This is a genomic window from uncultured Polaribacter sp. (genome assembly GCF_947503855.1).
Lineage (GTDB): Bacteria > Bacteroidota > Bacteroidia > Flavobacteriales > Flavobacteriaceae > Polaribacter.
Genome location: NZ_CANNFF010000006.1, coordinates 35,233 through 56,354 on the forward strand (window position 1 = coordinate 35,233; position 21,122 = coordinate 56,354).

The 21,122-nt window shown below is 28.6% G+C and carries 22 protein-coding genes and 1 other RNA gene; 6 read left to right on the plus strand and 17 right to left on the minus strand.

Going from position 1 to position 21,122, the window contains the following annotated elements; genetic code table 11:
- Nucleotides 1-338 precede the first annotated feature (338 nt).
- Complete coding sequence (locus Q0662_RS06235) at nt 339-701, plus strand: CoA-binding protein (RefSeq protein ID WP_298948103.1); 363 nt, start codon at nt 339-341, stop codon at nt 699-701.
- Here Q0662_RS06235 and Q0662_RS06240 read toward each other — a convergent pair.
- The 5 genes from Q0662_RS06240 to pyrR are packed head-to-tail and all read right to left on the minus strand — an operon-like array spanning nt 698 to nt 3,804.
- Complete coding sequence (locus tag Q0662_RS06240; RefSeq protein WP_298948104.1) at nt 698-1,615, minus strand: ribonuclease Z; 918 nt, start codon at nt 1,613-1,615, stop codon at nt 698-700. The genes Q0662_RS06235 and Q0662_RS06240 overlap by 4 nt on opposite strands.
- Nucleotides 1,612-1,932 carry a T9SS type A sorting domain-containing protein gene (locus Q0662_RS06245; RefSeq protein WP_298948105.1) on the minus strand — a complete coding sequence of 107 codons (321 nt, stop codon included), beginning with the start codon at nt 1,930-1,932 and terminating at the stop codon, nt 1,612-1,614. The genes Q0662_RS06240 and Q0662_RS06245 overlap by 4 nt, the downstream gene beginning before the upstream one ends.
- 12 nt (nt 1,933-1,944) lie before the next feature.
- Nucleotides 1,945-2,277 (minus strand): hypothetical protein, encoded by a 333-nt coding sequence (locus Q0662_RS06250; RefSeq protein ID WP_298948107.1) that lies wholly within the window; start codon nt 2,275-2,277, stop codon nt 1,945-1,947.
- A 1-nt stretch (nt 2,278) separates the two neighbouring features.
- The gene (locus tag Q0662_RS06255) at nt 2,279-3,208 is read right to left on the minus strand and encodes an aspartate carbamoyltransferase catalytic subunit (RefSeq protein ID WP_298948109.1); all 930 of its coding nucleotides are present in this window, start codon (nt 3,206-3,208) and stop codon (nt 2,279-2,281) included.
- A 56-nt stretch (nt 3,209-3,264) separates the two neighbouring features.
- Nucleotides 3,265-3,804 (minus strand): bifunctional pyr operon transcriptional regulator/uracil phosphoribosyltransferase PyrR, encoded by a 540-nt coding sequence (gene pyrR / locus Q0662_RS06260; RefSeq protein ID WP_298948110.1) that lies wholly within the window; start codon nt 3,802-3,804, stop codon nt 3,265-3,267.
- Between the two features lie 191 nt (nt 3,805-3,995).
- Here pyrR and Q0662_RS06265 point away from each other — a divergent pair, with 191 nt between their 5' ends.
- Nucleotides 3,996-5,366: a tetratricopeptide repeat protein gene (locus Q0662_RS06265; RefSeq protein ID WP_298948111.1), complete on the plus strand. Its 1,371-nt coding sequence runs from the start codon at nt 3,996-3,998 to the stop codon at nt 5,364-5,366.
- A 3-nt stretch (nt 5,367-5,369) separates the two neighbouring features.
- Here the strand turns inward: Q0662_RS06265 and mazG are convergent, their stop codons facing one another.
- The 4 genes from mazG to ruvX all read right to left on the minus strand — a co-directional run bounded on the left by mazG (nt 5,370) and on the right by ruvX (nt 7,821).
- On the minus strand, nt 5,370-6,149 hold the full coding sequence (gene mazG, locus Q0662_RS06270) for a nucleoside triphosphate pyrophosphohydrolase (protein WP_298948112.1): 780 nt from the start codon (nt 6,147-6,149) through the stop codon (nt 5,370-5,372).
- A 102-nt stretch (nt 6,150-6,251) separates the two neighbouring features.
- Nucleotides 6,252-6,674, minus strand: coding sequence for a DUF5606 domain-containing protein (locus Q0662_RS06275; RefSeq protein WP_298948113.1), 423 nt, complete (start codon nt 6,672-6,674; stop codon nt 6,252-6,254).
- A 30-nt stretch (nt 6,675-6,704) separates the two neighbouring features.
- Entirely contained in the window at nt 6,705-7,292 is a 588-nt protein-coding gene (gene def, locus Q0662_RS06280; RefSeq protein WP_298948114.1) for a peptide deformylase, read from the minus strand.
- Nucleotides 7,293-7,410: 118 nt separating this feature from the next.
- Nucleotides 7,411-7,821 carry a Holliday junction resolvase RuvX gene (ruvX, locus tag Q0662_RS06285; protein WP_298948115.1) on the minus strand — a complete coding sequence of 137 codons (411 nt, stop codon included), beginning with the start codon at nt 7,819-7,821 and terminating at the stop codon, nt 7,411-7,413.
- Nucleotides 7,822-7,941: 120 nt separating this feature from the next.
- On the opposite strand from ruvX, the gene Q0662_RS06290 reads away from it, so the two are divergent.
- Both Q0662_RS06290 and Q0662_RS06295 read left to right on the plus strand, forming a co-directional pair.
- Nucleotides 7,942-8,757: a 2,3,4,5-tetrahydropyridine-2,6-dicarboxylate N-succinyltransferase gene (locus Q0662_RS06290; RefSeq protein ID WP_298948116.1), complete on the plus strand. Its 816-nt coding sequence runs from the start codon at nt 7,942-7,944 to the stop codon at nt 8,755-8,757.
- 13 nt (nt 8,758-8,770) lie between these two features.
- A complete protein-coding gene (locus Q0662_RS06295) occupies nt 8,771-9,523 on the plus strand; it encodes a glycosyltransferase family 2 protein (protein ID WP_298948117.1) in 753 nt (250 codons plus the stop codon).
- A gap of 3 nt (nt 9,524-9,526) precedes the next feature.
- Here Q0662_RS06295 and Q0662_RS06300 read toward each other — a convergent pair whose 3' ends face one another.
- The 3 genes from Q0662_RS06300 to Q0662_RS06310 are packed head-to-tail and all read right to left on the minus strand — an operon-like array spanning nt 9,527 to nt 13,114.
- Nucleotides 9,527-10,273 (minus strand): glycosyltransferase family 25 protein, encoded by a 747-nt coding sequence (locus tag Q0662_RS06300; protein WP_298948118.1) that lies wholly within the window; start codon nt 10,271-10,273, stop codon nt 9,527-9,529.
- The gene (locus tag Q0662_RS06305; RefSeq protein ID WP_298948119.1) at nt 10,270-11,073 is read right to left on the minus strand and encodes an alpha-1,2-fucosyltransferase; all 804 of its coding nucleotides are present in this window, start codon (nt 11,071-11,073) and stop codon (nt 10,270-10,272) included. The genes Q0662_RS06300 and Q0662_RS06305 overlap by 4 nt, the downstream gene beginning before the upstream one ends.
- 43 nt (nt 11,074-11,116) lie before the next feature.
- Entirely contained in the window at nt 11,117-13,114 is a 1,998-nt protein-coding gene (locus tag Q0662_RS06310; RefSeq protein WP_298948120.1) for an LTA synthase family protein, read from the minus strand.
- 222 nt (nt 13,115-13,336) lie between these two features.
- Here Q0662_RS06310 and Q0662_RS06315 point away from each other — a divergent pair, with 222 nt between their 5' ends.
- Nucleotides 13,337-14,740 carry an HD domain-containing protein gene (locus Q0662_RS06315; RefSeq protein WP_298948121.1) on the plus strand — a complete coding sequence of 468 codons (1,404 nt, stop codon included), beginning with the start codon at nt 13,337-13,339 and terminating at the stop codon, nt 14,738-14,740.
- Between the two features lie 4 nt (nt 14,741-14,744).
- Here Q0662_RS06315 and Q0662_RS06320 read toward each other — a convergent pair whose 3' ends face one another.
- From Q0662_RS06320 to Q0662_RS06340, 5 genes are all read right to left on the minus strand, one after another.
- Entirely contained in the window at nt 14,745-15,638 is an 894-nt protein-coding gene (locus tag Q0662_RS06320) for a DUF6492 family protein (protein WP_298948122.1), read from the minus strand.
- Nucleotides 15,639-15,676: 38 nt separating this feature from the next.
- The gene (locus Q0662_RS06325) at nt 15,677-17,506 is read right to left on the minus strand and encodes an ABC transporter ATP-binding protein (protein WP_298948123.1); all 1,830 of its coding nucleotides are present in this window, start codon (nt 17,504-17,506) and stop codon (nt 15,677-15,679) included.
- Nucleotides 17,506-19,221: a phospho-sugar mutase gene (locus tag Q0662_RS06330; RefSeq protein ID WP_298948124.1), complete on the minus strand. Its 1,716-nt coding sequence runs from the start codon at nt 19,219-19,221 to the stop codon at nt 17,506-17,508. The genes Q0662_RS06325 and Q0662_RS06330 overlap by 1 nt, the downstream gene beginning before the upstream one ends.
- 45 nt (nt 19,222-19,266) lie before the next feature.
- Entirely contained in the window at nt 19,267-20,223 is a 957-nt protein-coding gene (locus Q0662_RS06335; protein ID WP_298948125.1) for a glycosyltransferase family 2 protein, read from the minus strand.
- Between the two features lie 76 nt (nt 20,224-20,299).
- Nucleotides 20,300-20,821 carry a DUF4199 domain-containing protein gene (locus tag Q0662_RS06340; RefSeq protein ID WP_298948126.1) on the minus strand — a complete coding sequence of 174 codons (522 nt, stop codon included), beginning with the start codon at nt 20,819-20,821 and terminating at the stop codon, nt 20,300-20,302.
- A 173-nt stretch (nt 20,822-20,994) separates the two neighbouring features.
- On the opposite strand from Q0662_RS06340, the gene ffs reads away from it, so the two are divergent.
- Nucleotides 20,995-21,093: signal recognition particle sRNA small type (gene ffs, locus Q0662_RS06345), an RNA gene on the plus strand.
- Nucleotides 21,094-21,122: the final 29 nt, after the last annotated feature.

The following is a 21,122-nucleotide window of genomic DNA, read 5'->3' on the forward strand; positions in this document are numbered from 1 at the left end:
ACTTTTCTAATGCCAAAAAAATATAAGGTACTTTTATTTTTATCAAACTTGTTTTTGTTAGTATTTATTTTCAACATTTTTGTAAAGTTTATTGTGTTTTCTAGTAGTTGGTTTAACTCACTTTTTATTGCATTTTTTTGTATTGTAAATATAGCTATTGCCTTAAAGGCAGCTATTGGTAATACAGATAAAAAATAAAAAACCTGAAGCTACAAAACTTCAGATTTTGTTTTAATTCAAATAAATTACCTTTAATGAAGACAAAGTAATTAATTTATAGACGTATTATTTTTAAAAATGTTTCATCATTTTAACTATCTTAACTAAAACTTAACATAATGTCTAAAAAAACACTCGTTATTGGTGCTTCTTTAAAAACAGAAAGATATTCTAACAAAGCCATTAATTCACTTACAAATAAAAATATAGAAGTGGTTGCAATTGGTTTAAGAAAAGGAACTGTTGCGGGCGTTTCTATTGATAAAGAAAATATAAATTATAATAATATACATACAGTTACTTTGTACTTAAAACCAGAGAGGCAAGAGGAATATTATAAGTACATTATTGGTTTACAACCAAAAAGAGTAATTTTTAATCCAGGTACAGAAAACTTTGATTTTATAAAATTACTAAAAGAGAATGGAATAAAAAGTGAAATAGCTTGTACTTTGGTGCTTTTGTCAACCAATCAATATTAATGTGCTGCAGTAAATACAGCGCCTGGAGTTGCTAAAGACACATTTTTAAATACAGTACTAGCTTCTTTCTTAAACGCACTAATATCTGTATATCTACCAGAATAATGCCCAACAATTAACTGACCCACATTAGCATTTTTAGCAATTTTTGCAGCCTCAATGCTTGTAGAGTGTTTTGTTTTTTTTGCCAAATCTTCTCTATCATTTAAAAATGTAGCTTCATGATATAATAAATCTACCTCTTTAATAATAGGTACAATATCTGGTTTATAAGCAGTATCACTACAAAAAGCAAAACTTAAAGGTTTTTGGGGCGCTATGGTAATTTCTTTGTTTTTTACAACTTCTCCAGAAGGTAAAATGACATCTTTACCAGCTTTTATGTTTAAATAATCTGCTTTATCAATTTCTGGATAACCACTAATGTTTAGCATATTTAATTTACGTGGTTTTTCTTTCTCTATAAACAAATAGCCATTTGTGTAAATTCTATGTGTTAACGGTATTGTTTTTACTAAAACTTTATCGTCTTCGTAGATCTGTTCACTTTCTTTAGAAGATAATTCATGAAAAATCATATTGTATTTAGCATGAGATTCAGAGATTTTAAGCATTTGTAAAGTTGCATTTTTTATCCCTTTTGGGCCAAAAATATGTAGGTCTTTTTCTCTACTTAAAATACCATAGGTAGATAGTAAACCCACCAAACCATAAAAATGATCTCCATGTAAATGGGTGATAAAAATATGGTTTATTTTAGAAAAACCTACCTTATACTTACGCATTTGACGCTGTGTACCTTCGCCACAATCTATTAAAAAATGACGATTGTTGATTTCTAAGTATTGTGAAGTTGGAAAAGCGTTTACACGCGGTGTTGCAGAGTGGCAACCAAGTATGGTTAATTTTATCATTTAATAACAAAACGTTTAGAAATAACTTTCTTTTTATTTTGAATACTATATATATACATACCTGTAGCTAAATTGTTTTTGTAAAAATTAAGAGAATTTTCACCAATTTTAGCTTTTATTGTTTTTTTATAAACGGTTTTACCCAAAATATTTTTTACAGTAAAGTAAATATCAGAAGTGTTTATACTATTAAATGTAATTTTTGTAGAGTTTGTAAAAGGATTTGGGGCAGCAGATAATGTGTTAATGTTTTTTTGTTGAGAAAGCCCCACGAATGAAATGCTTAAAATAAAAATAAAAAGTATTTTTTTTATCATATCAAAACTATTTTAAAAACCCAATTCTCTTTCTATGGCTTCCATCTCTAAAATATCTTCTGCTTCTAGCAAAGTAGGTACAATATTTATAGATTCAGAAAAATCATCTGAGTTTAAGTACGAACATACTATTACAAATGATATGCCATTTTCCTTTATTTGTTCGGCTATATCCAAAAATAATAAAAAATCTTTGTTACCCGTGTTAATATTCTCAGAAAAGTAAATTACGAGATGTTCGTTTTCTAAATCATTTATCTTTTCAGAAAACACTTTAAAAAAAACAGTAAAGTCTTTTTCATCAGAATTTATAAGGGTATAATTTGCTTTTTTATCAATATTCATTTTATCTTTTTATTTGCTGTGCGAGTAAATAAATTACTGCCATTCTTACTGCAACTCCATTTTCTACTTGATTCAATATTATAGAATCGTTAGAGTCTGCAACATCGCTTGTAATTTCTACCCCTCTGTTAATGGGGCCTGGATGCATTATTACAATTTTTTTGCCAAGGTTGTCTAAAATTTCTTGATTGATACCAAAAAGCTGTGTATACTCTCTTGTTGATGGAAAATATTTAATATCCATACGTTCGTGTTGTACACGTAGTACATTCGCAACATCACACCATTCTAAAGCTTTTTTTAGGTTGGTTTCTACAGTTACCCCTAAACTTGCAATGTGTTTAGGTATTAATGTTGTTGGTCCGCAAACTTTTACTTGAGCACCTTGTAATTGTAAGGCAAAAATGTTAGATAAAGCTACTCTAGAATGAAGAATATCGCCAATAATAACAATTTTTTTTCCTTTTACAGAGCCTAGTTTTTCTCTAATAGAATAAGAGTCTAATAAAGCTTGTGTTGGGTGTTCATGAGTACCATCACCAGCATTTATAATTTTTGCGTTTACATGTTTAGATAAAAATACACCTGCACCAACATTTCCATGTCTCATTACTACAATATCTACTTTCATAGATAAAATATTGTTTACAGTATCTATGAGGGTTTCTCCTTTTTTGACAGAAGATTGTCCTGCAGAAAAATTAATAACATCTGCAGAAAGTCTTTTTTCTGCCAACTCGAAACTTAACTTGGTACGTGTACTATTTTCGAAAAATAAATTGGCAATGGTAATGTCTCTTAAAGAGGGTACTTTTTTTATAGGTCTATTGATTACCTCTTTAAAATGATCTGCAGTTTTAAAAATAACATCTATGTCAGATGGTTTTAAATACTTTATACCTAGTAAATGTTCTACGCTTAATTCTGACACAATATGATTTTTAAGTTAGCGGTTATTTTATGATTTTTTATCATTTTATGTTGATGCTATTTAGGCTCTATAAAAACAGCATCTTTTTTATGTGTTTCTTTCCAACTTACCAAAACTCTTTCTTCGTTAATTGCATCTACTTGTCTGCCTCTATAGTTAGGTTGTATTGGTAAATGTCTGCTAAAACGTCTGTCTATTAACACCAATAACTCTATATGTTCTGGTCTTCCGTATGATTGAAGTGCTGTTAGAGCAGCTCTAATACTTCTTCCAGAAAATAAAACATCGTCTATAATTACTACTTTTTTACCTTCAATTAAAAAGTTCATTTGATTGGTTTCTGCAGCTAACGGTTTTTCTTTTCTTCTAAAATCGTCTCTATAAAAAGTAATGTCTAAAAGTCCTAATTCTAGGTTTTTAATTTTGTAGGATGTTTTTAGTAAATCTGCTAATCTATTTGCTAAATAAGTACCTCTTGGTTGTAAACCAATTAAAACAGTATTTGAAAAATCATCATGGTTTTCTATTAACTGGCAAGCCAATCTATGAAGTATAATTTCAATATCTTTTGAGTTAAGTAAGGTTTTTTTGCTCATAAGAATGCTATCAATTTAGGTTGATAGTTATTGAAAATCAAAATTAACGTAAAAATATCTATGCACAAAATTATTCCCTACTAAATACCATACTTGTGTTGTTAATTAAATTGTTGAAAACAAAAACCAGGTTTTTAAATGTACAGCTAGACTTATAGTATTTTTAATGTAATAATTCAAATCACATAGCTATGTCTCTATTAAAATTTGAATCGATGCTTAAAACGAATAACGTTTATTTTTTCGATTTGGTTGAGTTTGAGGAAATTATAATTCATTATTTAGATGCTGGTAAAGTATCTTTAGCAAAAAAAGCGATTAAATTAGGCTTAGAACAACACCCAGCTTCTGTAGACCTTAAATTGTTAATGGTGGAGCTTTATATTACTGATAATGAAGTTGATAAAGCATCTAATTTATTAAAGAAAATAGAAAAAATTGCTCCTACTAATGATGAGGTTTTTATACAAAAAGCAACCATAAGTTCTAAAAAAGGGAAGCATAAAGAAGCTATTGATCATTTAAAAAAGGCATTATCTTTAACAGACGATAAAGTAGATGTTTGGTCTTTAATAGGCATGGAATATTTATACTTAGACGATTTTGAAAGGGCACGTTTCAATTTTGCCAATTGTATAGAGGTTAATTTTGAAGATTATTCTGCATTGTATAATATTGTGTATTGTTTTGACATGGAACAACAGCATGAAGATGCTGCAAAATATTTAAATACTTATATAGATAAAAATCCTTATTGTGAGGTTGCATGGCATCAATTAGGAAGACAGTATTTTATTTTAGAAATGTATAAAGAGGCTTTAAATGCTTTTGATTATGCTGTCTTAATAGACGAGTCTTTTATTGGTGGCTACTTAGAAAAAGCAAAAACTTTAGAAGCATTAGGTAATTACCAAGAAGCAATAGATAATTATATGGTAACCCTAGAATTAGATGACCCAACTGCCTTTGCGTACACAAGAGTAGGAGAGTGCTATGAAAAATTAGAGCAAACAGATTATGCAATTTCTTATTATAAAAAGGCTGTTCATGAAGATCCATTGCTGGATAAAGCTTGGGTTCGTTTAACGAATTTATATTACCATTTAGAAAATTACGAAAAAGCGGCATATTATATTGCTAAAGCTCTAAAAATAGATGATGATAATGCTTTGTATTGGAAATACTATGCCAATATCAACTTAAAACTAAACTTTTTTGAAGAAGCCGTAAACGGATTTTATAATTGCTTAAAATTAGATGAGAAATCTATAGAAGTTTATATAGGTTTAATTGATGTTTTAACGTTTTTAGGTGAATTTAATGATGCTTTAAAGTATCTTATAGAAGCTAGAAAATCATATGCAAATTTTGCAGAAATAGAATACAGGTTGGCAGGTTTGTTTTTTGTTTTAAATAAAGAAAAATATGCTAAAAACCACCTTATTAACGGGTTAAAGATAGATTATAGCTATCATCATATTTTAAACGAGTTGTTTCCAGTTGTATTAAACAATAAAAAAATACAGAAACTAATTATAAATTTTAAAAAAGCAATAGAGTAGTTTTTATTTAAAAAACTGTTTAGATTCTTCCCAAAAAACATCCATTTCTGTTAAGGACATATCAGAAAGTTGTTTGTTTTGTTTTTTAGCAGCTTTTTCTAGATACTGAAACCTTTTTATAAATTTTTTATTGGTTTTTTCTAAAGCATTTTCTGGATTTACATCAATAAAGCGTGCGTAATTTATCATAGAAAAAAGCACATCTCCAAATTCTTTTTCAGTATTTTCTGTATGACCAGCTTTTATTTCTTCGTTTAATTCGGCTAATTCTTCTTGTACTTTTTTCCAAACTTGTGCTGGTTTTTCCCAATCAAAACCAACACCAGCAACTTTTTCTTGAATTCTACTGGCTTTAACAACAGCAGGTAAACTTTTTGGAACCCCTTCTAAAACAGAAGTTTTTCCTTCTTTTAGTTTTAAGTTTTCCCAATTTCTTTTAACATCTGCCTCATTTTCTACTTGTACATCTCCGTAAATATGGGGATGCCTGTCTATTAACTTATCAGAAATAGAATTAGCTACATCTGCAATGTCAAAAGCTTTTTTTTCGCTACCAATTTTTGCATAAAAAACAATGTGCAGTAAAACGTCTCCTAATTCTTTTTTTATTTCTGGTAAGTCGTTATCTAGAATGGCATCTGCTAATTCGTAGGTTTCTTCTATTGTTAAATGGCGCAAACTTTGTATTGTTTGTTTTTTATCCCAAGGACATTTTTCCCTGAGATCATCCATAATATCTAACAATCTGTTAAACGCTTCTAATTGTTCTTTTCTGCTATTCATTTTAGAATTTAAAAGTTTTTGAAGCTTCAATTTTTTAGATTTCTCAACTGCTTTTCAAGCTTATTTTGAAAATAAAATATTTTTGCTAACTGGCAACAGCATCTATGCCTCTTCAGTTGTTTCTTCAGAAGTTTCTTCAATTTTAGAAAAATCCATTCCAAATTTCACCAATAAGTTAAACCACTGTATTACTTTTTTTATGTTAGAAGTGTATACTCTTTCGTCATCATAATTTGGAATAGCTTCTGCAAAAAAGGCTTCTAGTTTTTTACCACTTTCTTTGTGAGATATTGCTTCTTTACCTTCAGTTTTAGAGTACATTGCTTTAAAAACATTTAATAAAGGTATGTCTTCTTCATATGTATAAATAGCAATGTTTTCTAATAAACTAACGTTTTGTGTAGCATTAATTGCCATTCTTTTATTGTCCGTTAAAGATGCAACAATAATTGCATTTTTAGATTGAGAAATTACTTGAAATAAACCTGGTTTACCAGTAACTGAAATAATTTTACTAAACTCCATATTTTATTTTTTTTGTCTCTTAAAAGACCATTAACCTTTTTTTAAATTCGGGAAACGCATTCTATAATCAATTCTAATTTTCCCTTTAGAAATATTTTCTAATTTCTTTTTTATAATTCTTTTCTTTAAAGAAGATAATTTATCTGTAAATAAAATACCTTCTATATGATCATATTCATGTTGAAAAACTCTTGCCGCTAAACCTTCTAGAGTTTCTGTATGCTTTTCAAATTTTTCATCAAAATACGCTATAGTTATTTTGGGTTGACGAAAAACATCTTCTCTAACATCTGGGATGCTTAAACAACCTTCATTAAAAGCCCATTCATCACCTTCTTCTTCTAAAATTTTAGCATTAATAAACACCTTATTAAATGTTTTTAAAGTTTCTCTATCTTCATTAGATAAATCCTTATCCTCTGCAAAAGGAGAAGCATCAATTAAAAAAAGACGGATCGATTTACCAATTTGAGGAGCTGCTAAACCAACACCAGAAGCATTGTACATGGTTTCTCTCATATTGGTAATTAGTTTTTGTAAATCAGGATAACTTTCGTCGATATCTACAGCAACTTTTCTTAAAACAGGATCTCCGTAAGCAACAATAGGTAAAATCATTTTTTTATTTTTTAACGATCGCAAAAGTACAACTTAGAATAATTAATTACGAATTTTGAATTGTCAATTTTGTTTATTTAATCATTAAAAGTAGTTCAACTTTTCAATAATAATACATTTACATGCTATATAAATAGGATTGTAAAATAATGGTAGCACTTATTTCATCAACCATAGCTTTATTTCTACGTTGTTTTTTTTTCATTCCACTGTCTATCATAGTCTGAAATGCCATTTTAGAGGTAAAACGTTCATCTATTCTTTTTACAGGTATATTGGGTATTTGTTGTGTCAATTTCTCTAAAAAAGGAGTAATTAAAATTTCACTTTCGCTATCTGTATTATTCATTTGTTTTGGCAAGCCTACCAAAAATAATTCAACCTTTTCTTTAGAAATATAGTCTTTTAAAAAAGCTAGTAATTTAGCTGTATCAACGGTAGTTAAACCAGAAGCTATAATTTGCAGTTCATCAGTAATTGCAATTCCTGTTCTTTTTTTACCAAAATCGATAGCTAAAATTCTAGACATAAATAATTTTTTTGACAAAAATACGTTTTTTAAACAAAGCGGAAATATCTGTTTAAAAAATGTATCTTCGCTTTTAATTTTTACAGATACTTTTATATTTGCAATAATTAAATATTTACAATGGAAGCAATAAGAAAAATTATAGAATCAGCTTGGGAAAATCGAGACTTATTAAAAGAGCAAAAAACGATAGATACCATTAGAAATGTAGTTGATTTATTAGATAAAGGCGAATTAAGAGTTGCAGAACCAACAACTGATGGTTGGCAAGTAAATGAGTGGGTGAAAAAAGCAGTAGTGTTGTATTTTCCAATTCAGAAAATGGAAACTTTAGAAGCTGGTATTTTTGAATATCATGATAAAATTCCTTTAAAAAGAAACTATAAAGAAAGAGGTATAAGAGTAGTGCCAAATGCTGTAGCAAGACATGGTGCTTATATTTCTGAAGGTACTATTTTAATGCCAAGTTATGTAAATATTGGTGCTTATGTAGACGAAGGAACTATGGTAGATACTTGGGCAACAGTAGGTTCTTGTGCGCAAATTGGTAAAAATGTACATTTATCTGGAGGTGTGGGTATTGGTGGTGTTTTAGAACCGTTACAAGCAGCGCCTGTAATAATTGAAGATGGCGCTTTTATAGGTTCTAGATGTATTGTAGTAGAAGGTGTTAGAGTAGAAAAAGAAGCTGTTTTAGGGGCTAATGTAGTGTTAACTATGAGTACCAAAATTATAGACGTTACTGGTGATGAACCTGTGGAGATGAAAGGTAGAGTACCTGCAAGGTCTGTTGTGATTCCTGGTAGTTATACCAAAAAATTTGCTGCTGGCGAATACAATGTACCTTGTGCATTAATTATTGGAAAAAGAAAAGAAAGTACCAACAAAAAAACATCTTTAAACGATGCCTTACGTGAATATGACGTAGCTGTTTAAGATCTAATAATCTATGACAAAAATATCGGCAATTATACCCACTTTAAATGAAGAAATTAACATTGCTGATGCAATAAAATCTGTAAGTTTTGCTGATGAAATTATTGTGATAGATTCTTTTAGTACAGATAAAACGCTAGCAATAGCAGCCCAACATAATGTAAAAATCATCAAGCGAAAGTTTGATGATTTTTCTTCTCAAAAAAACTTTGCAATTTCGCAAGCTAAACATAGCTGGATTTATATTTTAGATGCAGATGAAAGGGTTACACCAAAAGTTGAAAAAGAAATTTTAGCTGCCGTTAAAAACCCCAAAGGATTTGTTGGTTTTTATGTACATAGATCTTTTTATTTTGCAGGAAAACACATAAAGTTTGGTGGTTGCCAAAGTGATAAAGTGGTTCGACTTTTTCTAAAAGAACATTGTGTTTATGAAGGTGTTGTTCATGAAACTATTGTTTCTAATGGCAAATTAGGTTTTTTTAAAAATAGAATTGAACATTTTTCATATAAGAACTTTGATCACTATATTTCTAAAATGAATCATTATGGAGCATTAAGAGCAAAACAATATTTTGAAAAAAGAAAAAGAATTAATTATTTATTCCATATTGTTATAAAACCAGCTGCAAGGTTTTGTATTCACTACTTTATTAGGTTAGGATTTCTTGATGGTTTTCCGGGTTATATTTTTGCAAGAGCTCAAGCTTATGGTGTGTATTCTAGATATATTAAACTCTGGTTGTTAAAAAGAGGAATCAATTAATAATTATTGATTTTTATAGAAGATATAGTTTCGAATACATCTTTGTAATTTATAAGTTAATAATGCAATTAGTTGCCAAAAAGGACGCATAATTTCTCGGATTGCTTTTTTCCAAACAATCATATTATTTTGTTGAATTGTACTGCCTCCCATTTGTTTGTCAATACTTTTTACATATTGCTTATTTGTAGTATACAATGGCACTTTATGCTTGTAAACATCTTGTTTCATTACATCTATAGGAGCATAGTAATCACTTAAATTTTTAGAAAGTTTTGCTGTTGCATCTTTACCTATAATCTGACCAATCATTAGTACAGGAGGCATTAAAAACTTTGTGATTAATTCATCTTTTTTTAAAGGAATAAACCCTTTTTTACCAGAAATATCTAAAAAAGCATTGGTTGTTATTTGAGATAAAAGTTGTTCTAAATCTTTAAAAAAATCTTCATGAATTAAAGCGTCATCCTCTAAAACAATAGAAAAATCTTCAGATTGTTTAGATAGGAATTTCCATAATTTAAAATGGGTTAAGCAAATTCCTATTTCTCCATCATTTGGATATGGAAAATGAGCTAAAATGTTATGTTTTTTTTTTTCTTTTTTTAGAAACTCTTTATCAAGTTCTTTCCCATAAATAGCAGAAACTCTTGTAATTGGAATATTCATTTTTTTAAATTGATTTTCCATAAAATCTCTACGTTGAACACTTTTGTCTAAGTTTATGTAATATACTTTAAATGAACTCATATTTTTATCCAACTTTTACATGCAACTTCATTTTGTTTATGAACAAACCATTTTTTTGGAGCTATAATGGTTTTGTTTTTATGTCTGTTTAGCCAAGCTCCCCACCAAGAAAAACTGCTGTTTGCTGTAATATTATGGCTACACAAACTCATTAAGTACATGTCTTCGTGCGGTATTGTTTTGTGTTCTACATACGTAGTGTTTTCTAATTTAAGATTTTTTTTTGTCCAAGAAATATCATCTGAAAAAACAAAAAAAGCAACATTTTTATATTTGTTAGTAATAATATTTACTGCTTCTTTGTAATAGTTTAAACTGCAAGTTCCATGAATTTTATTAGAGTTTTCATCAGTAATATAATCTCCCCTTCTTATATGTATTGAACAGCTAATTTTATAACTTTCGATTGCAGTTTTATAATTTTTAGTTGTTTTAGATAATGTAGTTTTTATACTAAATTGTTCTAGTATGGTATTTCTAATGTCTAAAAAATAGTTTTCTGTTTGAAAATATCCCTTTACATATTCACTTCCTTTTAAATCTATATAGGTTTTATTAAAAAGTAAGTTTTTTTCTTTTATAGTATTAAAAATGTTTATTTTTTTAAAAAATAGTTTTGTGTTATTTACATATTTTAAATCTATATTAAACTTTTCTAGTTGATAGCCCCCGTGTAATTTATAGCTTTTAAAGCTAGATATATCTAATTGTACATCAAATCCTTTTTGTTGTAAAGATTTTGCATATGCATATTGAAACATTTGATTTCCTAAACCACCAAGAATTCTAACATTTATCATATATCTTTTAATAGAAAAAATTAATTTTTAATAACATCAATATTTATTTTTTCTTGTTGTTAAGGTATAAAAATTTAGTTGAATGATAATAAGCAGATAAAAGGCTATCCATTTGTTGAGAAATCATTGGTTTCTCTAACTTAATATCAACAATTGAGTTTTTATTTAAATTATACAAGACTGTTTTTTTAGAGATGTTTGTTTTCTCAAAATAAAAATTATCTTTCAATAGACCTACAGCTTTCTCCCCTTTATTTTGAGTACAAATAAAGGAAACGTTTTTTGTACTTGTGCTATCTAGTAAGTTTCTACCTAAAGTATAATTTGTATAATCAACTTTAGCAATACTTGTAGCAGTTGGAAATACATCTATCAATTTAGCATATTTATCAATAACTTGAGGTGTAATAAATTTTGGTGCATTAATAAAGAAGGGTACATGATTTAATTGTATTCCTAAATTAACTTCATTATTTATACTGCCTTTATAGTCTTTTAAATTGATACTATGATCTCCAAAAAATACAAAAATAGTATTCTCATAATAACCAGCTTCTTTGGTTCTTTCTAAAAAACGAGCAATATTAAAGTCTAAATAACGTATTCCGTTTAATTGCCCCAAAGATCTAAAACCACCTTTTAATAGTGTTTCTTGATCAATTTCATCATCAAAAATAGGAGTAAAGCTTTCTTTTTTATTAGGAACTGTAAAAGGCATGTGGTTGGTAGCTGTTTGAATGTAAGCAATAAAAGGTTTTCCTTTTTCATGTAATTTTTTTAGTACTTTATCAGACTCTTTAAACAAATCGTAATCATCAATTCCCCAAACATCAGCTCTATTTTCTTCTTCAAAACTACCCTCTTCATAAATTTTTAAATCTTTAATATTCGATTGAAAAACACCTCTAATATTTGCCCAATTAGCAGAACCGCCTAAAAAATATAACTTTTCATATCCTTTATACTGATCAAAAATAATACGCTGGTCTATAATTAAAGGGTTTCTAGAGGCCGTTTTTACATCTTCAATATCTGGTAATCCAGTAATACTCGCAAAAACACTACCTGCAGTTCCTGGTTTGTGCACGTAAAATTTTGAAAAACTCAAACTTTTTTTAATAATAGAGTCCATTTTAGGAGTACTATTTAAAGGGTTTCCATAATAACTCATAGGGGCTGTTCCTGTAGATTCTAACATTACATAAACAACATTTGGTTTTTGTTTGTATGGATTATCAAAAGTTACTTTTTTTTCAAAATTAATAGTATCTAAAGGTAAATCTAATTGTTTGGCAATTACGGGATAAAAGGTTTTAAACGCTTCCATATTTACACCTTCGCTTCTAAAAGCAAAACTGTCAAAGAAATATAAAACAGGATTTAAACCAAATTGATTGATCGTATTATTTTTAGAGAAAAAGGCTTCACTCCACCTTAAAGGATAATGTGTAAAACTGTTATAAACCCCAAAGGATAATAGTAAAAATGTAACAATGAAATAAATTGCTTTTATTTTTTTTGTAATTTTTTCCTCTATTTTATTGAATAATTGATAAATAAATTTTGCAAACTTAAATATGATAAAACCAAAAATAAACAAACCTATTAAGCCTTTGTAAACAGGGTAGCTCTCAACTAAAACCTGAGTAGATATTTTTAAATTACTTAAAAAACGTAAAGAGGATGCATCTAAACGAATTCCTAAATACTCATAATATCCAAAATCGAATAAGTAGAAAAGCGTTAAAATTAGATAAGAAAGTAAGAGATAAATGTTGGCTATTTTTTTATAAACCGTTCTTTTAAAAAAACGATAATTTGTAATTAGTACAAGGGTTGCTAATGGAAAAAATGTAAGTATCGCTAATTTTAAATCGAATCTGATACCTAGAAAAAAGGCTTTTTTTAATTCTAAATTTGCATTATTGTTAATATCTAAAAAGAAGAAATAAAATAGAAACCTAAAAAGAACCACAAAAATAAAAAGCACAAAAACATTGGTAAAAATGTATTTGATATAGTTGGGAATTTTCTGAAACATAAGTTTTAAATATGTTGCAAAAATACTATTTTTAGAATTGTTGTGTAAACTATTTTAGACTTTAAAAATCAAAATATAATGTTTGAAAAGACTCCATTTATGTTGGTGAAAAATCAATCATAAATAGTTAAACAAATAAGATAACCAATTTTGACAGGAGTTTATTAAATGGTAGATTTGCATCAAAATAAATAATAGTATTCAATTTTTCGACTATAAATAATGAATCATAAAGAAGCTATTTCCTTAGAAATTTTCTCAATAATATCAAAAGCATCCAAACAATTAGCTATAGAAAGCTATGCAATTGGTGGTTTTGTTCGCGATTTTTTTCTAAACAGAGGCAATGCAAAAGATATTGATGTGGTTGCTATTGGAAGTGGTATTGATTTAGCTTTAAAAGTTTCTCAATTATTACCAAATAAACCCAAAGTTCAAGTTTTTAAAACTTATGGTACTGCCATGTTGCGTTTTAAAGATATAGAAATTGAGTTTGTTGGAGCAAGAAAAGAATCTTATACAGAAGAAAGTAGAAATCCAAAAGTTACCGAAGGTACTTTAGAAGACGATCAAAACAGAAGAGATTTTACAATCAATGCGTTGGCATTAAGTTTAAACGAAGATAATTTTGGAGAATTGTTGGACCCTTTTAATGGGATTCAAGATTTAGAAAAAGGGGTTATTAGAACGCCTCTAAATCCTGATATTACCTATTCTGATGACCCTTTAAGAATGATACGCGCAATACGCTTTGCTACGCAATTAAACTTTTCTATTGAAGAAAATTCATTGTCTTCAATTACAAAAAATGCAGAGAGGCTAAAAATAATTACAAGAGAAAGAATTATAGACGAATTGAATAAAATTCTCTCTGCCCCAAAACCCTCGATAGGATTTTTATTATTAGAAAAAACAACGCTTTTACCACGATTTTTACCAGAATTAACCGACTTAAAAGGAGTAGAAGAGGTAGAAGGTCAAAAACACAAAGATAATTTTTATCATACTTTAGAGGTGGTAGATAATATTGCAAAAAACACCAGTAATGTATGGTTACGTTGGGCAGCTTTATTACATGATATTGGTAAAGCCCCCACAAAGAAATTTAATAAAAAAGTAGGGTGGACGTTTCATGCACACGAATTTGTGGGTGCTAAAATGGTTTACAAATTATTTAAAAGATTAAAAATGCCATTGAATAATAAAATGAAATTTGTTCAAAAAATGGTATTGTTAAGTTCAAGACCCATTGTGCTGGCAAGTGATGTTACAGATTCTGCCGTAAGACGTTTGGTTTTTGATGCAGGTGATGATATCAATGATTTGATGACATTGTGTGAGGCTGATATTACCACTAAAAATCCAAAGAAATTCAATCGCTATCATAAAAATTTTGAGTTAGTTCGTGAGAAGATTAAAGAAGTAGAAGAACGAGATAGAGTGCGTAATTTTCAGCCGCCAATTTCTGGTGAAGAAATTATGAAAGCTTTTAATTTAAAACCCTGTAGAGAAATTGGCCAAATAAAAGAAGCTATAAAAAACGCAATTTTAGATGGTGAAATACCAAATGAACATAAAGCTTCATTTGATTTTATGCTTGATAAAGGAAAGGAATTAGGTTTATAACAAGCTAAATTATACTATAGAATGATGAAATCATCAATTTTACATATTTTTTTACCCAACCAAATAAAATTACAAAAAATACAATCATATATCTTAATGGTAAAGGCTTATATTTCTTGTGCCATCGCTCAAAAGACATATAATCAAAAGCACTAGAAAATAACTTTAGACCTCTAATGCTAGGTTTTTCACCAAGATATTTTATACCTTTTCTAGTTTTATTTAAGTGTCTAAATTCTATTTCATTTTTATGAAATTTTGAAACATAATTACCATATAATTCATATTCGCTAAAACCACTTTTACTTAAATTTTCTGAAGTAATATTGTCTAAAATATCTAACCACCAAGTTTCTTTTTTAGATATTTTATTTAAAATAGTTATAACTAACTTTTTATTAAAAACTAAATGTTCTGCAATAAAAGAAAAACTTACTTGTTTTTTTAAGTCTAAAATTTTTTCAATAATTTCAAAATATGGCTCATGAAATTCCTTGTTTTTTTCAAAATATATTTTATTATTTTGTGTAAAAAAGTTGATAGGATTTAAAGCAACAGCATCTGCATCCCAAACTAAATATAAATTACTTATAAAGTGTAATTTAGAAACGCTTAATTTTAAAAACTGTTGAAAATACCAACCTGCCCTTTCAGGATTTTCATTTCTATTTTTAAAGTACTCTTTAATATTATCTAAAGTTAAGTGTTTACAAATTTCATCTTCATCTAAACAAGTTATCTTACCTTTAAATGTGCTTTCTAACTCTTTGAAGTTAGATTTTTTAGTTAGAATATATATCTTATCGTAAGAAATATTAGATATAATTGATGGTATTGTTCGAGTAATTGCTATTGACAATAAACTTGTTTTTAAAGGAATAACAACATCAAAATTCATGAAAACTAAAGTGTTTATGTGGTGAAAAAATGAGTATTTTAACTCAAACTTTGCATCGTAACCAATTTATAATATTCTCCTTTATTAGCCAATAAATCTTCATGTTTACCTTGCTCAACTATTTTTCCTTTCTTTAAAACTACAATTTTATCTGCTTTTTGTATGGTAGATAATCGATGCGCAATTACTAAAGATGTTCTGTTTTGCATCATTTTTTCTAAAGCAACTTGCACCAATTGTTCAGACTCTGTGTCTAGAGCAGAAGTAGCTTCATCTAAAACCATAATTGGTGGATTTTTTAACACAGCTCTTGCAATAGACAAACGTTGTTTTTGTCCTCCTGAAAGTGTATTTCCACTATCACCTATATTAGTTAAATATTTTTCTGGTAAATTTTCTATAAATTCTGCTGCATTGGCAATTTCAGAAGCTTCTTTAATCGCATTATAATGCGCATTCTGACTCCCTAATTTAATGTTGTTTTCAACAGTATCATTAAATAAAATAGAATCTTGAGAAACAATTCCCATTAAACCTCGTAAAGATTTTTTAGTAATTTTTTTAATGTTTTGGCCATCAATCAAAACTTCGCCTTTATTTACATCATAGAAACGGGTAATTAAATTGGCTAATGTAGATTTTCCACTTCCAGATTGTCCAACCAAAGCCACAGTTTCTCCTTTATTTATAGTTAAAGAAAAATCTTTTAAAACATATTCTTTTTTATATTTAAATGAAATATTTTTAAATTCTATTTGATTATTAAAACCTTCTTTATCAATAGCATTGGGTAAGTCTTTAATATCGTTTTCGGTATTTAAAACACTCATAATTCTTTCTGCAGATGCCTCACCTTTTTGAATGTTGTAAAATGTAGTAGTAATTAATTTAATAGGGTTTAAAACGGTGTAAAATAGCACAATGTACCCCATAAATTCATCAGGTTGTAAACTACTTGTGTTCGATAAAACTTCTGTTCCTCCATACCAAAGAATAGCAATAATGGTTGCAGCGCCTAAAAACTCACTCATAGGAGAAGCTAAGGTTTGTCTATGAAAAACACTGGTCATTAATTGTTTAAAACTTAAAGTAGAATTGTTAAATTTTTTCTCAATTACATTTTCTGCATTGAACCCCTTTATAATTCTTAAGCCTGTTAAAGTTTCTTCAATAAAAGATAAAAAAGTACCCGTTTCTTTTTGGGCTTTTATAGATTTTGCTTTTAACTTTTTACTTATCGATGATATGATAAAACCAGATACAGGTAGTAAAATAAAAACAAATAAGGTTAGTTTTACACTCATAAACAGCATAATTGAAATTGCAATTATTACAGTTAGTGGTTCTCTAACTATGGTTTCTATAGAGGTTAATATAGAATTTTCTACTTCTTGTACATCAGAAGTCATACGTGCAATAATGTCTCCTTTTCTTTTTTCAGAAAAATAAGAAATAGGTAATTCAACTATTTTATGATAGAGATTATCTCTTAAATCTTTTACAACACCGGTTCTTAAAAATGTAATTACGTATGAAGCTAAATATCTAAATAAATTTTTTAAAAAGAATAACGATATTGCAAGTAAACATATAAAAACGAGTGTTTTAATATTACCTTCACTTGCTATTTTTTCTGAAATATAATAGTAAAAACTATCTTTTAAATAGGCACCTAAACCTAGTAAATTTTCATAAACAGGTTTTACAACTACTTTTTTATCAGTTTCAAATAAAATACCTAAAACAGGTATAAAAGCTAAAACAGAAAGTACATTAAAAATGGCATAAAGAATATTAAATGCAATATTTAGTATTGTAAATTTCCGATACTTTTTCTCGTATTTTAAAATGTCTTTAAAATACCCCATTAATTCAAGTTCATTTCTTTAATAATGCGTTGTATTTTAGCATCCAATTCAGCCTCCGTTTTTCTAGCATTTTCTATACTTTCTAACGATGTATTAACACTAAAGTAAAATTTTATTTTAGGCTCTGTACCACTTGGTCTTGCAGCTACCCTTGTGCCATTTTCTGTTTGATAAATTAAAACATTAGACTTTGGTAAATCTATATTCTTATTCTCACCAGAAATTAAATTATATTCTACAGATTCTTGATAATCAGAAAGTGTTTTTACTTTTTCCCCATCAATATTTTTTAGTGGATTTACACGCATATCACTCATCATTTTCTGAATTTTAGCAGCACCATCCATTCCTTTTTTAGTAATTGAGATTAAGTGTTCTTTATAAAAAGCGTTTTTTGTGTAAATTTTTAATAATTCTTTGTAAAAAGAGCTCCCATTTTGCTTTGCATATGCGGCAACTTCACAAGCTAAAAGAGTGGCAGTAACGGCATCTTTATCTCTTACAAAATCGCCAACCATATACCCAAAACTTTCTTCACCACCACCAATAAAATCTAGTTCAGGAAAATCGCGAACCATTTTAGCAATCCACTTAAACCCAGTTAAACCAATTTTGGTGTCTACACCATAATTAGCGGCAACATTGTTTACCAATTCTGTAGAAACAATTGTAGAACCTATAAATTGTTTTCCATTAATTTTGCCTTCTTGTTTCCATTTTTTCAAAAGAAATTCAGTCATTACAACCATGGTCTGGTTTCCATTCATCAATTTCATGTTTCCATCTAAATCTCTAACAGCAACACCTAATCTATCACAATCTGGATCTGTACCAATTACAATATCTGCCCCAATTTTATTCGCTAAATTGGTTGCCATTTGTAATGCTTCTGGTTCTTCTGGATTTGGAGATTTTACCGTAGGAAAGTCTCCATCTGGAGTTTTTTGCTCTTCTACAATATGCACGTCTGTATAACCAGCTTTAGCCAAAGCATCTGGTATAGATACGATTGATGTACCATGTAAAGAAGTAAATACTATTTTTAGGTTTTTTCTATCAATATTTTCTGCTAAAGAGCCATTTTTTACGGAAGCTTCAATAAATGCATCATCTACATTTTTACCTATTTCTTCTATTAAATCTTCGTTTGCATTAAAGTTGATTTCAGAAAAATCCAATTCATTTACTTTGTTTATAATACCATTATCATGTGGAGGAACAATTTGTCCTCCATCAGCCCAATATACTTTATAACCATTATATTCTGGTGGATTATGGGAGGCTGTTAATACAATACCAGCATCGCAATTTAAATGACGAACAGCAAAAGATAATTCTGGTGTTGGTCTTAAATTTTCAAATACATATACTTTAATCTGATTGGCAGATAAAACATCTGCAACAATTTTGGCAAACTTTTTACTGTTGTGTCTGCAATCATAAGCAATTACAACACTTTTTTGATCTTTTGTAACGTTTTCTATAATATAATTAGACAAGCCTTGTGTAGCTCTTCCCAAAGTGTATTTATTAATTCTGTTGGTTCCTGCACCCATAGTTCCACGCATACCACCTGTACCAAATTCCATGTCTTTATAGAAGCTGTCTTCTAAATCTTTTGGGTTAGAATTTAGTAAATCTTGTACTTCTTTTTGAGTTTCACTGTCAAAAGTAGCTGTTAACCAGTGTTTTGCTTTGTCTAAAATTTCGCTCATTTTTTAGTTGAATAAAATTATGGTTTTATAATGCAAATATACATTTTAGAAATTGAGTTTTTCTTTTATTGCGTAGTGTTTTTCGTTGTTGTTTGATTTTATGACAAGTTCACCAATAAAACCGGCCAAAAATAATAAAGTTCCTAAAATCATAGAAGTTAGTGCAATAAAAAACCAAGGATTGTCTGTTACCAAGATGGTTTTAATGCCATTATAGACTTTATATAGTTTAAGAATCCCTATGTAAGATGCAGAAGTTGTTCCGAATAAAAACATTAAAGTACCCCACAAACCAAAAAAGTGCATGGGTCTTTTACCAAATTTTGATAAAAATGAAATAGTGATTAAATCTAAAAAACCGTTTACAAAGCGATCTATACCAAATTTGGTTACACCATATTTTCTGGCCTGATGTTGTACCACTTTTTCACTAATTTTATTAAAACCAGCATTTTTTGCTAAAACAGGAATGTACCTGTGCATTTCTCCACTAACTTTTACGGTTTTAATAACTTCGTTTTTATAGGCTTTTAAACCACAATTAAAATCGTGTAATTTCAGTCCAGAGGTTCTTCTGGCAGCTGCATTAAATAGTTTAGATGGAATGTTTTTGGTAATTACATTATCATAACGTTTCTTTTTCCAGCCAGAAATTAAATCGTAATTTTCTTTTACAATAAGATTGTATAATTCGGGTATTTCCTCTGGATTGTCTTGCAAGTCTGCATCCATGGTAATTACCACATCACCAGAAGCCAAATCGAAACCAGCATCTAAAGCTTGTGATTTTCCGTAGTTTTTTTGAAAACGAATCCCTTTTACAGCGTTGTTTTTTTTAGATAGCTTTTCTATAACCTTCCAAGAAGTGTCTGTACTACCATCATCAATAAAAATAATTTCATAAAAATAACGATTGGACTGCATAACATTTGCAATCCAATCGTGTAATTCTTGTAAAGATTCTTCTTCGTTAAGAAGTGGTATTACTACCGAAATTTCCATATATAAGAGTTCAAAATTTAGTATTCAATATCCAAAATTACTATTTTTTTGAGTAAAGAAAGTGTTATTTTGATCTTTAGTAAGTTTCTTCTTCAGATTTTTTCATAATTGCTGCAATTATTGCAGAAATTACAAACCCAATAAAAGCAGCAACAATTAAGATGATACCAGATATTATAGCTGGACTTTGGAATTTTTCAGTCATTTCTTTTGCAGATTCAATCTGATCAGAGGTTAATCCTTGATCTATCCAAGCTTGTTCTTGAATTGCCATGCCTTGTGCTTGCAACTCTGGATCTATTACGTTAGTTAATAATAAGGTGTAAATAACTGAAATTACAGCACTAACCATTACAATACCCATACCAATTTTTAAACCTTGTCCCCAAGAAATAAAACCACCATTAGTGTTTTTATAACTTTTAATACCAAAAACAATAAAAAATATTGTAGCTAATGTTCCTACACTATTTCCTATCCATTGTAATTCAAAATATTGTCCAGATGCCCATAAAGCAAGACCTACAATTACACTTATAATTCCCAAATACAATCCGTTATTAAGAATAATTTTTTTACTATTTGATTGATTTTCCATTTTTTTAAATTTAGTTAGTTGTACAAATATAATTATTTCGTTTTGATAGTGCTGTTTTTTTATTGTATAGATCAACTATTAAAACAATTAATTAGTAGTCAGTCTCTTAAAAATGTTACAAAAATTTAATAAATTTTTAATTGTTAAAGATAAAAAAGATTGTAAATTTGCAATGGCAAGTTCTACACAACTAGCTCCCTTTGAATCCCCCAGGGTGGGAACACAGCAAGGGTATTAGGTTGTAGCAGTGTGATGTAGGTAGCTTGCCATTTTTTGTACCCTAAATTTTCTTATTACTTCT